This window comes from Lactobacillus sp. PV012, from assembly GCF_014522325.1.
GTDB lineage: Bacteria > Bacillota > Bacilli > Lactobacillales > Lactobacillaceae > Lactobacillus.
The window spans coordinates 951933-967125 of sequence record NZ_CP041983.1 but is presented as its reverse complement, the minus strand read 5'-3'; the positions used below and the strand labels follow the sequence as shown (position 1 = coordinate 967125).

12 protein-coding genes and 1 pseudogene are annotated in these 15193 nt (G+C 33.7%); 9 read left to right on the top strand and 4 right to left on the bottom strand.

What is annotated here, in order from left to right; all coding sequences use genetic code 11:
* Positions 1–30 precede the first annotated feature (30 nt).
* The 3 genes from FP433_RS04760 to FP433_RS04750 form a co-directional block, all read right to left on the bottom strand.
* Complete coding sequence (locus FP433_RS04760) at positions 31–840, bottom strand: site-specific integrase (protein WP_265484389.1); 810 nt, start codon at positions 838–840, stop codon at positions 31–33.
* 87 nt (positions 841–927) lie between these two features.
* Entirely contained in the window at positions 928–1539 is a 612-nt protein-coding gene (locus tag FP433_RS04755) for a DedA family protein (RefSeq protein WP_265484391.1), read from the bottom strand.
* Complete coding sequence (locus FP433_RS04750; RefSeq protein ID WP_265484393.1) at positions 1539–2468, bottom strand: nucleoside hydrolase; 930 nt, start codon at positions 2466–2468, stop codon at positions 1539–1541. The genes FP433_RS04755 and FP433_RS04750 overlap by 1 nt, the downstream gene beginning before the upstream one ends.
* Positions 2469–2600: 132 nt before the next feature.
* On the opposite strand from FP433_RS04750, the gene uvrC reads away from it, so the two are divergent.
* From uvrC to FP433_RS04710, 8 genes and pseudogenes are all read left to right on the top strand, one after another.
* Positions 2601–4403: an excinuclease ABC subunit UvrC gene (uvrC, locus tag FP433_RS04745; RefSeq protein WP_265484395.1), complete on the top strand. Its 1803-nt coding sequence runs from the start codon at positions 2601–2603 to the stop codon at positions 4401–4403.
* A 73-nt stretch (positions 4404–4476) separates the two neighbouring features.
* Positions 4477–5766 carry a GTPase ObgE gene (gene obgE / locus FP433_RS04740; protein WP_265484631.1) on the top strand — a complete coding sequence of 430 codons (1290 nt, stop codon included), beginning with the start codon at positions 4477–4479 and terminating at the stop codon, positions 5764–5766.
* Between the two features lie 23 nt (positions 5767–5789).
* Positions 5790–7712 carry an acyltransferase family protein gene (locus tag FP433_RS04735; protein ID WP_265484397.1) on the top strand — a complete coding sequence of 641 codons (1923 nt, stop codon included), beginning with the start codon at positions 5790–5792 and terminating at the stop codon, positions 7710–7712.
* Positions 7713–7725: 13 nt separating this feature from the next.
* Positions 7726–8652 carry a ribonuclease Z gene (gene rnz / locus FP433_RS04730; protein ID WP_265484399.1) on the top strand — a complete coding sequence of 309 codons (927 nt, stop codon included), beginning with the start codon at positions 7726–7728 and terminating at the stop codon, positions 8650–8652.
* Between the two features lie 10 nt (positions 8653–8662).
* Positions 8663–9457 (top strand): SDR family NAD(P)-dependent oxidoreductase, encoded by a 795-nt coding sequence (locus FP433_RS04725; protein ID WP_265484401.1) that lies wholly within the window; start codon positions 8663–8665, stop codon positions 9455–9457.
* Between the two features lie 20 nt (positions 9458–9477).
* The gene (locus FP433_RS04720; protein WP_265484403.1) at positions 9478–9822 is read left to right on the top strand and encodes a lipopolysaccharide assembly protein LapA domain-containing protein; all 345 of its coding nucleotides are present in this window, start codon (positions 9478–9480) and stop codon (positions 9820–9822) included.
* A gap of 107 nt (positions 9823–9929) precedes the next feature.
* Positions 9930–10121, top strand: coding sequence for a 50S ribosomal protein L32 (rpmF, locus tag FP433_RS04715; RefSeq protein WP_265484405.1), 192 nt, complete (start codon positions 9930–9932; stop codon positions 10119–10121).
* Between the two features lie 46 nt (positions 10122–10167).
* Positions 10168–11732: pseudogene (locus tag FP433_RS04710) on the top strand (bifunctional metallophosphatase/5'-nucleotidase).
* Between the two features lie 30 nt (positions 11733–11762).
* Here the strand turns inward: FP433_RS04710 and FP433_RS04705 are convergent.
* Positions 11763–11966, bottom strand: a complete 204-nt coding sequence (locus FP433_RS04705; protein ID WP_265484407.1) for a YjzD family protein — start codon at positions 11964–11966, stop codon at positions 11763–11765.
* A gap of 93 nt (positions 11967–12059) precedes the next feature.
* On the opposite strand from FP433_RS04705, the gene FP433_RS04700 reads away from it, so the two are divergent.
* Positions 12060–15176, top strand: a complete 3117-nt coding sequence (locus FP433_RS04700) for a DNA polymerase III subunit alpha (RefSeq protein ID WP_265484409.1) — start codon at positions 12060–12062, stop codon at positions 15174–15176.
* Positions 15177–15193 lie beyond the last annotated feature (17 nt).

The following is a 15193-nucleotide window of genomic DNA, read 5'->3' as shown; positions in this document are numbered from 1 at the left end:
TTTTTATGATAAGAAGAGTAGTATAAAGTATTATTTTTTCCAAGAAGGAGAAAAATTAGTAAATTTAGCTTTATATGCTTGGTCACGATAGTAAGTAATATTTTTACGATTGACATGAAGCAACTTCATTAAGTCATCATCTGAAAGAGAAGAATCATTAACTAAGCGATAAATGTAGCTTAAACGTAAACTGCCTGGCGTTAAATTGAAGTTTAAAATCTCCCGATCAGGTATAATACGGCGACTCAAAGAAGTAAGAGCAGTGATTGGTAGTCCCTTTTTGGTATGAAAAATTAAGTCCGTTTCAATTAGAGGCTGAGATAGAGTAGTTAGATACAAAGAATTAGTAATAATTTTGTCTGCCTTGACCCTTGTAAGTGTCAACTTTAAAAATTTTTCAGGTTCATAACCATGGGCAATTAAAATCAGAATTTTTTTAGCATCTAGACTTACAGCAGAATTTTTAACAATTTCTTCTAAATGATCGATCCAATCTAAGCAAAAACGAGGAGTACGATCAAAGGTATAACCTTTAATATCAGTGAGAACATAGTTTGGCATTAATTTATGATCGTATAAAAAAGAAAAGTACTTTTTTAAATGAGTTACATATTTGTTAATAGTTTGAATAGAACGATTTTGACGAATTTCTAATTCCACTAAAAATTGCCGAATATCTTGGCCGGTAATATCTTCTAGGGTAGGGGGATGGCTAGAAGTATCCCGGTAGTAATTCCAAAAATAATTAATTGATTGGTTAATTGAAATAACGGTTTCAGGGCGCAGATTACGACCAGCACACCACTCATTGAAATTTTTAATGTATGGATAATTATACATAAGATCACCTAAATAATATAATTGTTACTTTTACAAAAATATTATATCATATAAAAAGCAGTTCTGCTGTTGCAGAACCGCCAGATACTACTTTTTCAAGCGAGCTTTATACCACTTGTAAAGTAAATAGATTAAAATTAATAAAATAATGAAAGCAATAATAAGTGTATAATCATCGAAAATTTTAACAACTACTGCCCAGTTTTGGCCGGTGTAGTAACCCAAAAGAATGAGAATAGTATTCCAGATTAAGCTTCCAGCAGTTGTGAGTAAAATAAACTTTCCCCAACCAACTCGAGCGATACCAGCTGGAATAGAAATTAAACTTCTCACGATTGGGATGCAACGACCGTAAAAAATAGCGCCAATTCCGTATTTTTCAAACCAAGAGATGGCCTTTTGGGCATCTTCTTGTTTAAAGCCGAGTAGTTTACAAAATTTTGTATTTAAAATTTTTTCTAAACGTGTTAAAGTTAGATTTCGACTAATTGAAAATAAGATTATGGCTCCAATTAAAGAGCCCAAAGTGGAAAAGATAATAATTCCTGCCAGGTTTAGACTTGTTTTGGTTGATAGAAATCCACTTAAAGTTAAAATGATTTCTGATGGAATAGGTGGGAAAATATTTTCAATCGCAATTAATAATAATAAGGCTAAATAACCAAATTGCTCTATAAAACTTGTAATCCAAGTAATCATTAGGCTTGACGTTTGAGAATACTATCCATCTTATCAAAGAAGGCATTCTTATTAGCACTTGTAACTAAAGTTATTTCTTTGCCATTTGGAGTTTCAAACATTCTACCAGCCCCTAAGCCTTCTGTTAAAACACCTGCTTTAACTTTTTGGGTGCTTACTACAGAATCATCTAAGGCACTCATCGTAGTCAGAACATCCCAAAGATATAATTCTGCTCCAGGAATTGAAACAATAAGACTATAGCCCAATCCAACTAAGTCAAAAGCTGGGTATTGACGATTTTTGGCCCAGTGATTACGTAAATCATCAGTAAGAGGAATCTCTTCAGTACTTTCTAAACCAACCATTTGAATATCAAGTTTTGAATCCAAAACTTTTTCAACGGCTTCAGGATCCCAAAAGGCATTCCATTCTTGGGTACCATCTGCATCAACACTCATTACATTGCCATGACCATCAACTGAGCCACCCATCCAGTAAAGTTTTTCAATGTTATCTTGGATGCTTGGATCAATTTCTAAGGCACGGGCTAAATCAGTTAAAGGACCAGTCATTACTAAAGTAACTGGTTCAGTTGAGTTTTTAATTTTTTCAATCATGTCTAAGTGTGCAGGTAAAGCTGCTTGAGGAGTTTCAATCTTATTAGTATCATTCAAGATAGGGAAGTAGTTAAATGAATATGTAGCCATTCGCCATTCTTTAGGGAACTGGTGAATAGCTCTTGAGTTTGAGCGTGCAACTTCTAATTTATCACCACGAAGATTAAAGTGGTCGATCATTTTGCGACAAGCTTCTACTGAAGGTTCAATATAGCCATCTGCATCAATTGCACTGACACCAATTAATTTAATGTCAGGTGCTTGTAAAAGTAAAAGCAAAGAAACAAAATCATCAATATTTCCGTCATGGTTAAAATAAATATTTTTCATTTTTATTACCTTTCTCTTATCTGAATTATATACTTTATATTTTAATCGATTCAGCAGATAAGGTAAATCAAAAGATAGAAATAAGGCTAATTTTATCAATCCTTAAATAATGAGAAAGAAAGTAGGAAAATTATGGCAACTGAATTTATTGAAAATAAACTTAAATTATTACCTAGTCAGCCGGGATGCTACTTAATGAAAGATGTTAACGGAAAGGTAATTTACGTTGGTAAGTCTAAAAATTTAAAAAATAGAGTTCGTTCTTATTTTAAAAGCAAGCAAGTAGGTCGCCGAGCAGAATTAGTTAAGGAAATAAGAGATTTTGATATTATTACTGTTTCCTCAGATAAAGAATCTTTCTTACTGGAAATTACTTTAATTAAAAAATATCAGCCTTACTATAATGTGCAATTAAAACAAGGTACTGGTTATCCTTATATTGAAATTACTAATGAACGAGATCCGCAAACAAAGTTAACTTCAGTTGTTCATAAAGATGGTGGATATTATTTTGGCCCTTATCCTAATGTTTATGCAGCTCAGGCAACATTGAAGTTTATTCAAAAAGTTTGGCCTCTGCGTAGGTGTAGTGGTCATCAAGGAAGACCATGTTTGTACTATCATATGGGGCAGTGTTTAGGAGCATGTTTTAGAGAAGTTTCTAAGCAAGAATATGATGAACAGATCAAGCAAATAAAGAGCTTTTTAAATGGTGATATTTCACAAGCTAAAAAGACTTTAAATGAGAAAATGGCTCAAGCAGCTGAAAAGCTTGAGTTTGAACGTGCCGCCGAAATTCGTGATCAACTAAACTACATTGAACAAACTGTTGAAAAGCAAAAAATTATTTCTAATGATCATACTCAAAGAGATATTTTTAATTTTTATGTTGATAAATCATGGATTTCAATTCAAATCTTTTTCTTACGACAAGCTAAATTATTGCGCCGAGAAACTCGCATGTTTCCTTTGACCGATACAACTGATCCAGAAGATGAATTTTTATCATTTATTGCTCAATTTTATGATCAAAAGAATCGTGTTTTGCCGAAAGAAGTCTTAGTGCCAGCAGGTTTAGATAATGAAGCACTAAGTGAGGTTCTAAAAGTACCTGTAAGAACACCTCAACGTGGGCAAAAAGCCTCCTTATTAAAAATGGCTAAGGACAATGCCCAACTTAAGTTAGATGAAAAATTTAGACTCTTAGAATTAGGTAATCGGAAAACTAAGGGAGCCCAGAAAGAAATCTTTGATGCCTTGCATTTGCCTTACGGTCACCGAATTGAAAGTTTTGACCATTCTCACATTCAAGGAACAGATCCTGTATCTGCTTTGGTAGTCTTTACAGATGGGGAACCTGATAAAAAGCAATACCGTAAATATAAATTAAAGGGAGAAGTAGAGCACCAAAATGGAGGCGATGAAGTAGGAAATACACGTGAAGTAGTGCGTAGAAGATATAGTCGTCTTTTAAAAGAACATCAACCTCTTCCTGATTTAATTTTAATGGATGGAGGTCAAATTCAAGTCGATGCTTGCTTGGATGTGTTACGAAACGAATTAAATATTCAGATTCCAGTAGCAGGGATGGTAAAAGATGATAAACACCGAACTAACCACTTGATTTTTGGCGATCCAACTAAAGGAGAAGATTATCAATTAATTCCAATGGATCCAAAGTCTGAAGGGTTTTATCTAATGACGCGTATCCAAGATGAAGTGCACAGATTTGCAATAACTTTCCACCGTAGAACGCATGCTAAAAATTCTCTTGCAAGTAAGTTAGATGAAATCAAAGGCATTGGCCCCAAGTCGCGTAATAAATTACTACGTGAATTTGGCTCCTTGAAAAAAATAAAAGAAGCGTCAGTTGATGATTTAAAAAAGGCTGGGTTAACTCTGCCACAAGCACAGACGATAAAATTAAGTTTATGAGAAATTAAACAGATGAGTACTAAAATATCAAGGTGCTTATGTTATTATAAGATAGAATAAAACAATGGGAGGGATAGAGATGTTTGTTGATCAAACAAAAATTGATGTTCAAGCTGGAAAAGGTGGCGATGGAGCTGTAGCTTTCCGCCATGAAAAGTATGTTCCACTTGGTGGCCCAGCTGGCGGTGATGGTGGCCGTGGCGGTAGCATCATTTTAGTTGCAGACTCAGGTTTGCGAACATTAATGGATTTTCGTTTTAGACGCAAGTTCAAAGCCGATAATGGTGAAAATGGAAGAATTAAATCTCAGTATGGTAAAGGTGCCAAAGATGTTTATTTAAAGGTTCCAATGGGAACTACTGTGTATGATTTTAATACTGGTGAATTACTAGGTGACCTAGTAAAAAATGGTCAAGAACTTATGGTAGCTAAGGGTGGCCGTGGTGGTCGTGGTAATATTCACTTTGCTACTTCAACACGCACTGCACCTGAAATTGCAGAAAATGGAGAACCTGGAGAATTCAGAACTTTACGCTTAGAATTAAAAGTTTTGGCAGATGTAGGGTTAGTAGGTTTTCCCTCAGTAGGTAAATCTACGCTTTTATCGGTAGTTACTAAAGCAAAGCCAAAGATTGCAGCTTATCATTTTACAACTTTAACTCCTAATTTAGGGATGGTTGTTTTACCAGATGGACGCGACTTTTCAATGGCTGATTTACCAGGATTAATTGAAGGGGCAGCTGATGGAGTAGGATTAGGAATCCAATTCTTACGTCACGTGGAAAGAACAAAAGTTATCTTGCACATGGTTTCGATGGATCCTAATAATGGCCGTGATGCTTATGAAGATTACAAAACTATCAAGAAAGAGCTTGGAAATTACACTTCTGATTTAACTACCAAGAAAGAATTGATTGTCGCTACCCAAATGGATATTCCTGGTAGTGAAGAAAAATTAGCAGAGTTTAAGAAAAAACTTGGTGATAAAAAGGTCTATCCAATTTCAAGTGTCACTCATAAAGGTGTAAATGAATTAATGAGTGCAGCAGCTGATGTGGTTGATGAGGTAGCTCAAAAGGAAGCCCAAGAACCTGGAGAAGCAGAAGTTCAAGAAAAAGAATTTGTTTATAAACGTCCAGATAATAGTTTTGAAATCACAAAAACTGGTGAAAGTGACTACACAGTTACTGGTGAAAAACTTGAGCGTTTAGTTCAAATGACTAACTTAGATCACACAGATGGAATTATGCTTTTGGCACGTAAGTTAAAGAAAATGGGTGTTGATGATGCTCTTCGTGCTAAGGGTGCACATGAAGGTGATGAAGTGCACATTGGTGATTTGACGTTTGAATTTGTAGAATAAAATAAGAATTTGGAGTAATACTTTTGAAAAATAAAAACCGCTTTATTACTGGTTATGCTGGTTTAAGAGCATTAGCCGTAATTGGAGTTATTTTATATCACTTAGATCCTAATAGATTCATAGGTGGGTATCTTGGAGTACCAATTTTTCTGGTATTATCTGGTTATTTAGTTACTGATCATATGTTTCATGCATATGAAGAAAGTGGAAAATATGATACTAAAGGTTTCTATTTGCGCCGGATAAAAAAACTTTATCCTCAAATGATAGCTGTTATTTGGATGGCGGGAACGTATATTTTGCTATTTCAAAGAAATTTATTGGCAAAGTTGTATCAAATAGTAATTACTAACTTATTGAATGTTTATAATATTTGGGAAATTTTTAACGGACAAAGCTATTTTGAACGTTTTGCAGCCAATGAATCACCCTTTGTTCATTTATGGACGATGTCGATTGAGGGGCAATTTTATATTTTATGGCCTCTTGTAATTTGGCTCTTAATGACCAAAGTAAAGAAGAAAAAAACACGCTTTTGGATTATTACTGCTTTGACAATCTTTTCAGCACTTGAAATGGCAATTTTATTCAAGCCAGGTGTAGATACTAGTCGAATTTATTATGGTAGTGATACACGTTTTTTCTCACTGGGATTAGGTGCAATGTTGGCGATAATTTGGCCAACTTGGAAGCTTAATAAAAAAGCCGGCAAAACTCACGGAGTAATTTTAGATTTAATTGGTGCCTTAACCTTAATTTTAATACTTTGGATGACAGCAACCCCAGCATTAAATCCACAGCATGCTTTCCCATATCGTGGCGGGATGTTTATTTTCTCATTCTTAACAATGATTTTAGTTGCTGTAATTGCCCATCCTTCTTCTCATTGGAATGCTTGGCTAACTAATCCACTTTTTAAATGGATTGGATCACGTTCTTATGGGATTTATCTCTATCAGTTTCCAATTATGATTTTCTTTGAAGATAAGGTTAAAAATATTGCCGACCATGTGATTTTATATCGTGTAATTGAAGTAGCATTAATTTTAATAGTTTCTGAATTAACATATCGTTACATTGAAAAACCATTTGGCAAACTTACTGTTAAAAAGGTTCAAACTTATCTTAGAAGATTCTTTACTTTTAATGGACACTTTGTAGCTCAAAAAGTAGTAGGTATCGTAAGTGCGTTTTTCTTAGTAGCAGGTAGTGTAGCAATTCTCAAGTCACCAGCTGCTAAAGCAGAAGATCCTAATGCTTCTCCACTTGCAAAGCAAATTCAGAAAAATAGAAAGCAACAACTTCAAGATAATAAGAAATTAATTGCAAAAGCAAAACGTCAATCTAAAAAAACAACTACTAAAAATACTTTATTAGCTAAGGCAAAAAAGGCTGCTAAGGCACACCCAGTAAATAAAAGTTTTGAAAAATATGGTATTAGCCAAGAACAACTTCAGTTAGCGCGTCAGCTTCCGGTAACTGCAATTGGCGATTCGGTAATGGCCGGCTCTAGTGAAAATCTTAAGAAGTTGATGCCCCATGCCATAATTGATGCTGCCGTTTCTCGTCAATTATCTGATACAATTCCTTTGTTTGAAAAGTACAAAGCTGAGGGAGTTTTAAACAAAAATGTTTTGGTTGGATTAGGAACAAATGGAATGTTTCCACCCCAAGATTTGGAACATGTAATGCAGATTGTTGGTAAAAAACGACGCGTATTTTGGGTCAATGTTTATGTGCCAACTCGTACTTGGCAAAAACCAGTAAATAATCTTTTGCAAAAAGAAAGTAAGAAATACAAAAACTTATATATTATTAACTGGAATGCTGTTGCTACTGCTCATCCAAATTGGTTTTATGATGATCATACACATCCAAATGACATAGGATCAAAGTATTATAGTAGTTTTATTACAAAAGAATTAGTAGAAAAAGGACTTTATTAGAAAATAGGTTTTCATGGAAATAGAATTTTTAGGTACAGGCTCAGGCCAACCTTCTAAAGGACGTAACGTTTCGTCATTAGCTTTAAAGTTATTAGACGAAATAAATGAAATTTGGTTATTTGATGTAGGAGAAGCAACCCAACATCAAATTCTAAAGACTAACATTCGCCCACGAAAAATTACAAGAATTTTTATTTCTCATAATCATGGGGATCACATTTTTGGGTTACCTGGGTTGTTATCTTCACGTTCTTTCCAAGGGGATGGTGGTGAATTAACCATTTATGGACCAGCTGGAATTGATCAATTTGTACAAACATCACTTAAAGTTTCACGTACCCAAATTAGTTATCCAATAAAATATGTAATCTTAGAAGAAGATGGATTAATTTTTGAAGATGATCATTTTGAGGTATACACAGCTAAATTAAATCACCGTATTCCAAGTTTTGGTTTTAGAGTTGTTGAAAAACCACATCCAGGTGAATTGCAAGTAGAAAAATTAGCTGAATATCATATTCCTAATGGACCAATTTATGGTAAATTAAAAGCTGGAGAGACAGTAACCTTAGGTGACGGACGAGTGCTTGATGGAAAAGATTTTCTGGGTGAAGATCGTCCAGGAAGAATCATTACGATTATCTATGACACAAGGCCAACTCCTAATATTGGCAAACTGGCTCAAGATGCCGATGTGTTGGTTCACGAATCTACTTTTAGCGGAGAAGATAGTAAAATGGCTCACCGCTATTTCCACTCAACTTGTATTGATGCAGCTTCAGTAGCAAAGCAAAAAAACGTCGGACAATTATATTTGTCACATATTTCTGCTCGTTATACTGGTAAAAGTGGTCAAATTTTAGAAAAACAAGCTCGTTCAATTTTTAAACATACAAAGTTGGTGCGTGATTTAGATAGTTTTAATATTCCAATGAAATGAAAGGACAATTATGAGTAAAACATTAAGAGAAAAAGTAGTAGTGGTTACTGGTGCTTCTAGTGGAATTGGTCGTTCAATTGCTTTAGAAAGTGCTAGTAGAGGTGCAGATGTAATTCTAATTGCTAGAAATGAAGAAAGATTACAGGAAATTGCACAAGAAGCCAAGCAACTATCTGGTGGACAAGCTTTTGTTTTTCCAACTGATATGAGCAAAGCAGATCAAATTGAAAGTACTTTTGGAAAAATTATTCAGCATGTTAAGCACATTGATTTTTTGGTGAATGCGGCTGGTTTTGGAATATTTGAAAATTTTTTAGAAACTACTCCTAAACAAGTGACTGAAATGTTCCAAACTAATGTTTTAGGCTTGATGTATTTCACGCGCTTAATTGCAAGAATTATGATTGACCAAAAACAAGGACAGATAGTTAATCTTGGTTCAATTGCTGGCATTATTCCAACTACTAAGACAGCAGCTTATAGTGCTACTAAGGCAGCTGTAATTCAATTCTCAAATGTTTTACGTTTAGAACTTAAACCTTTTGGTGTAAAAGTGATGACAGTTAATCCAGGACCAGTCTACACAAACTTCTTCAATGTTGCAGATAAAACTGGAGAATATGCCACTAATGTTCAACGCTTTATGCTTGATCCGGATGATGTAGCATGGCAAGTGGTTCATTTCTTTGGCTCTAATCGAAGAGAATTAAACTTACCAGTGAGTTTGGCTGTTTTAGCTAAGTTGTATCAAATTTTTCCTAAGCTTGGTGATTGGGCAAGTTTGAAGTTTGGGAGCAGAAAGTAACATTGGAAAAGGGGAGTAACGTGAAAAAACAAAGAAAGTTAGTTTTTGGATTAATTATTGTCTTAATTTTGGTGATTTTTGCTTGCTTAAATACTGAACAAGTAGCAATTAATTTTGGCTTTTTTCAACCTAAGATGCCATTAATTATTATTTTAATTACAATGATCTTATTAGGAGCCTTCATTTCAATGTTATTGGGCACTAATAAGGATGTAAAGCATGTAAAAGAAGAATATAGCAAACAAGAAGCTACTTTAAAAAAGCAACTCAATGATCAAATTAATAAAAAAGATCAGGAAATTAACAAGTTAAAGCAAGAAATTTCAAAATTAAAAGAAAAATCTACCGCTACAACTAAAGATTAGACTTGATTTATCTAGCTTTAGATTGTATGATTGAAATACGTGAGTATTTAGTGACTTATTTGTATAAGTCCGCAAGTCTCAATTCTATAAAAAAGGAGATCTAACTAATGGCAGTTCCTGCAAGAAAAACTTCTAAGCAAAAGAAACGTTCACGTCGTGGTCATATTAAGTTAACAACTCCAGCAATGCATTACGATGCAACTACTGGTGAATACCGTTTAAGCCACCGTGTATCACGTAAGGGCTTTTACAAAGGCCGTCAAGTTGCTAACGAAGCAAAGCAACAAAATAACGATTAATTAAAAGACACCGCAGGGTGTCTTTTTTTGTATAAAGGGGGAAAAGATGAAATTAGCAATTTTACATACTAGTGATACTCATGGATTTATTACACCAACAAATTATCAAGATAAAAATAATTATACTGCACCTTTTTCTTTAAGCCGAGTTAGCACCTTAATTGCTCAGGAACGAGAAAAATATGGTAAAGACAATGTTTTGGTAACTGATAGTGGTGATTCACTTCAAGGCTCTCCCTTAGCTTCTTACTTAAAGAGTTTGCCAGAAGATAGTGGAGTGCAGGCATTATCAGCAGCATATAATGTTGTTGGCTACGATGTGCGAGTAGTGGGTAATCATGATTTTAATTTTGGACTAGATTATTTAAAGAAATTTATTAGTTATGATCATGGGATTTTTTTAAATGATAATGTCCTAAATAAAAGCACAAAAAAGCCTGCTTTTGGGCAGAAAAGTATAATTATTGAAAAAGCTGGTCTCAAGATAGGACTAATTGGAGTGACAACGCAGTATATTTCCAAATGGGAACCAGTTGAAAATATTCCTAACTTAGAATTTTTTTCTGCTTATGAAGGATTAAAAAAGAAGTAAAAGAACTTCGTCCCAAAGTTGATCTTTTAGTGGCCCTTTACCACGGAGGATTTGAAAGTGATTTGGAAACGGGCAAAGCCACGGAACCTCATAATGGTGAAAATGAGGGTTATAAAATATTTGAAAATATCCCAGAAATTGATGTATTTTTAACTGGTCATCAGCATCGACGCTTAAATTTAGTCAAAAATAAAACAGCTATTGTTCAACCTGGGCATAAAGGCGAAACAGTAGCTGAAGTTATAGTTGATTTTGATAAAGAAAAAAATGGGAAAGTTATTATCAATAACTTAACTACTAAGTTACTTGAAACTAAAGGAGTAACTCCTGATAAAAAAATTATTTCTTTAATGACAGAGTTAGATAAAAAGACCCAAAACTGGCTCGATGAGCCAATTGCATCCCTTTCGCAAGCGGCACCAATTAAAGATGCAATTACAGGACGCTTAAAAGGGGCGCCTTTTATCAACTTAATTCACCAAATGCAACTGTATTTCACTAACGCTGATTTGTCGGCAACAGCTATTATGGCAGAAGATGCAGGAGGGTTTTCAAAAGATGTGACAATGCGTGAGATCTTGCTAAATTATCCCTTTGCTAATCAGCTAGCACTCGTTAAAGTTTCGGGAGCAGATATTCGACAAATAATTGAACATAGTTTGAGTTTCTTGGATAAAGATAAAAATGGTAAGGTTAAATTTAAAGATAATGTTTTAAAACCTAAAAATCTCTTATTTAATTTTGACTTATTTTATCCAGTTCATTATGAAGCAGATATTTCTCGGCCAGAAGGAAAGAGAATTACAAAGTTAACGCTTCATGGGGAAGAAATTAGTAATGACAAGTTTTATCACTTAGCAGTTAATAATTATCGAGCACTTGGTGGTGGCTTTTATCCAGGATACGGGATGGATAAAATTGAAAAAATATATGACCAAGATTACGTACAATTATTTAAAGAGTATTTAAACCAAGAAAAAATTAGTGTTGATGTCCAAAAAAATTACAAATTTTACTAAGCAAAAAGAGAAGCATGCGATGCTTCTCTTTTAGATCATTTTACTAAATTTACTTTTACCTTTGTGACTTTTAGCGGTAATACCGGGAATAATTAAAGCAAACAAGAAGCCAAAAATAAGTCCGATAATTCCTGCTTGAATTGGGTCAAATGCCATTTGAGTTAAAGCAGCAGCAATAAAGCCGATGATTTCACAATAAATAGTTGACCATACCATTGTTACGATAAATCTCATAGTTTGATCTCCCTCTTTCGCTAGTCATCTTAGCAAAAAAAATCATTTGTGGCAAGACTTTTGGTATACTTTAAAAGAGAAAGAGGCGATTAAATGGTAGTGAGTTTGCAAAATATTAGTAGCTATTCTTTACTAGAAAGTCCAATGACAGTGCAATCTCTTTTGCAAGGTGCTAAACAAAAAGGATACTCTAGTATTGCCTTAACCGATTTAAATGTTACATATGGATTAGTTAATTTTTATAAATTAGCAAAACAAGAAGGTATTAAACCTTTATTAGGGATGCAAATTACTCTAACAGGTTTGATCAGTAGTGGTGAGAATTATAATCTAATTTTGATTGCTAAAAGTAATAAGGGTTATCAAAATCTTTTGTCTTTATCTAGTAAAATTCAATTAAATAAAACCTTGGCTGCAGAAGAAGTGATTAAGGAATTTAAAGAATTATTTGTAATTGTACCTGCTAATGCAGATAGTGAATTAGTGCAGCTAGCAGATAGAAGTGATAATCAAGGAGAAAGCTATTTAAGAAAATTAACAAGCTTGCTTGATTCAAGTAATGAATTATATTTAGGAATTCATGCCGACAAAGAAGAAAGTAATTATATTAATTATCTAAAGACAATGAGCAAGCAGTTTAAGTTACCTTTGGTTGCTGTAGAAGATGTGCAATACCAAAATCCCCAAGATAAGTTTTTGCAAGTTGCATTACAAAATATCAAGGTTGGAGAGGTAATAAAAAGTAATCTTAAATCGCTTTTGAATGAGAGAGGGGAAAAATATTTAAAGGACGAGCAAAAACTTGAAATTGGATATCGAAATTTTGATTTACAGGAAGCATTAAAAAATGCTGAAAAGATAGCACAGCAAGCAAATGCTGAAATTGAATTTCAAGAACCGCAGCTTCCAACATATCCTCAGGATAAATTTTCTACTTCTCAAGAATATTTAGTTAACTTAGTTCAAGAAGGACTAGCAAAGAAGTTTAATAACCACATTCCTAGAAATTATCAGCAAAGACTAGAATATGAATTAAAAATTATCCATGAGATGGGATTTAATGACTACTTTTTAATTGTGTGGGATGCCATCAACTATGCTCACAGCAAAAACATTTTGACAGGACCCGGCCGCGGGTCTGCAGCTGGCTCCTTAGTTTCATATGCTTTAAATATTACTAGTGTTGACCCAATAAAGTACAATTTACTTTTTGAGAGATTTTTAAATCCAGCGAGAAAGCAGATGCCGGATATTGACCTAGATATTCCTGATAAGCAAAGAAGTACTATTATTAAATACATGGCTGAAAAATATGGGCGTGAGCATACAGCCCAAATTTTAACTTTTGTGACTTTTTCAGCTAAACAAGTTTTAGGAGAAGTAGCGAAAGTCTTTGGCTTTAATGAAAGTGAAATAGCTAAGTGGACTAAAGCCGTTCCTTCAGGTCAAGGAAAGATGACGTTAGAGAAAGCCTACCAGCAATCAAAAAGATTACAATTTTTGGTAAATGCTAGTCCCATGAACAATTTACTCTTTGCGACTGCTAAGCATTTGGAAGGACTACCTCTTAGGACTTCAATTCATGCAGCAGGGCTTGTCCTTTCAGATAAAAGACTAGATGAAGTAGTTGGATTACAACCAGGAATTTTAGACATTCCGATTACGCAACAAACAAAAGAGAATGTGGAAAAACTTGGATTATTAAAAATTGATTTTTTGGGCTTAAAAACCTTAACGATTTTAGAAAATATTTTAGCTTTGGTGCAACAAGAAGGAACCAAAATTGAATTGGAAAGGATTCCTTTGAATGATGTAAAAACTTTTAGGACTTTTCAAAAGGGAGAGACAGATTCGATTTTTCAGTTTGAGTCAGCAGGAATTAAACGTGTTTTACGAAAATTAAAGCCGACTAGTTTTGAAGAACTTGTTGCCATCAATGCCCTTTATCGTCCTGGTCCAATGCAAAATATTGATTCTTTTATTAGAAGAAAAAATCGTCATGAAAAAGTAACTTATCCTGATCAAAGTTTAGAAAATATTTTACGACCTACTTATGGAATTTGGGTGTATCAAGAACAAGTAATGAAGACAGCCCAAGCATTTGCAGGGTATTCATTAGGAGAAGCAGACTTGCTGAGGCGAGCAATTTCAAAAAAAGATAAAGAAATTATTGCTCACGAAAAAGATAAGTTTATTCAAAGAGCACTGAAAAATGGTCACCCTGAGAATTTAGCTGAAAAAATTTATGAAAATATTGCTCAGTTTGCTGGATATGGCTTTAATCGTTCTCATGCGGTTGCTTATTCAAAATTAGCTTATTGGTTGGCTTATTTAAAAACTAATTACCCCAAAGAATTTTATACTGTCTTGCTAAATGATAATTTTGCTCATACCGAAAAGGTTAAAAAATATTTGCAAGTTTTACGAGATAAAGGGGTTAGAATTTTACCCCCATCAATTAATAAAAGTGCAGCTACTTTTACAGTTGAAAAAGATGGAATTCGAGTAGGGTTAAAAGAAATTAAAAATTTAAACCAAGATTTTATTAAAGAAATTGAAAACTTAACGTCTATTTATTCGCTGGAAGATTTTTTGCAAAGAATAGATAAAAAATATTTAAGACAAGATCAAGTTGAGCTTTTAGTAAAAGCGGGAGCATTTGATGAATTTAAAATTGATCGTTTACAGGTGTTAAGCAGACTGTCTTCTATAATTTCTACTGTAAAATTTAAAGAAGAAAATTCCTATGCGGATGCTAAGTATAATGCGGTAGTTAAGCAAAATAAAGACAGAAGTTCGCAGTACAAGCGGGCAGAACTTGAAGAAGAGGTAATGGGTTTTTCAGTTACTGCTAGTATGTTAATGACTTTACAGCAATTTACTAAGAAAAAATATAATACTAAAAAACTAGGAGAATTTACTAGTCGGCAGCAAGGAATTGCGATTGGAGAACTGGTTAGTTTAAAGAAAGTAAGAACCAAAAATGATGAAGAAATGGCTTTTACTACTTTTAAAGATACAAGTGGTGAATTTGAAATAATTATTTTTCCAAGAAGTTATTCAGAGTTAAAAGATAAATTGGATGAGGGCAAGATTTACTTATTACGAGTTAGTACCCAAAACGATCGCTATGATCCGAATAAAATTCAGTTTTTGTTACAAGATGCACGAAAAATTAAAGTACACGAAAAAATTAACGTAAAGGAATAAAAAAAGAATTTGAAAAC

What these genes read in the sequence shown, in the direction of transcription:
- FP433_RS04760 (WP_265484389.1), bottom strand. Translation starts at nt 840, where the DNA reads ATGTATAATTATCCATACATTAAAAATTTCAATGAGTGGTGTGCTGGT.
- FP433_RS04755 (WP_265484391.1), bottom strand. Translation starts at nt 1,539, where the DNA reads ATGATTACTTGGATTACAAGTTTTATAGAGCAATTTGGTTATTTAGCC.
- FP433_RS04750 (WP_265484393.1), bottom strand. Translation starts at nt 2,468, where the DNA reads ATGAAAAATATTTATTTTAACCATGACGGAAATATTGATGATTTTGTT.
- uvrC (WP_265484395.1), top strand. Translation starts at nt 2,601, where the DNA reads ATGGCAACTGAATTTATTGAAAATAAACTTAAATTATTACCTAGTCAG.
- rnz (WP_265484399.1), top strand. Translation starts at nt 7,726, where the DNA reads ATGGAAATAGAATTTTTAGGTACAGGCTCAGGCCAACCTTCTAAAGGA.
- FP433_RS04725 (WP_265484401.1), top strand. Translation starts at nt 8,663, where the DNA reads ATGAGTAAAACATTAAGAGAAAAAGTAGTAGTGGTTACTGGTGCTTCT.
- rpmF (WP_265484405.1), top strand. Translation starts at nt 9,930, where the DNA reads ATGGCAGTTCCTGCAAGAAAAACTTCTAAGCAAAAGAAACGTTCACGT.
- FP433_RS04705 (WP_265484407.1), bottom strand. Translation starts at nt 11,966, where the DNA reads ATGAGATTTATCGTAACAATGGTATGGTCAACTATTTATTGTGAAATC.
- FP433_RS04700 (WP_265484409.1), top strand. Translation starts at nt 12,060, where the DNA reads ATGGTAGTGAGTTTGCAAAATATTAGTAGCTATTCTTTACTAGAAAGT.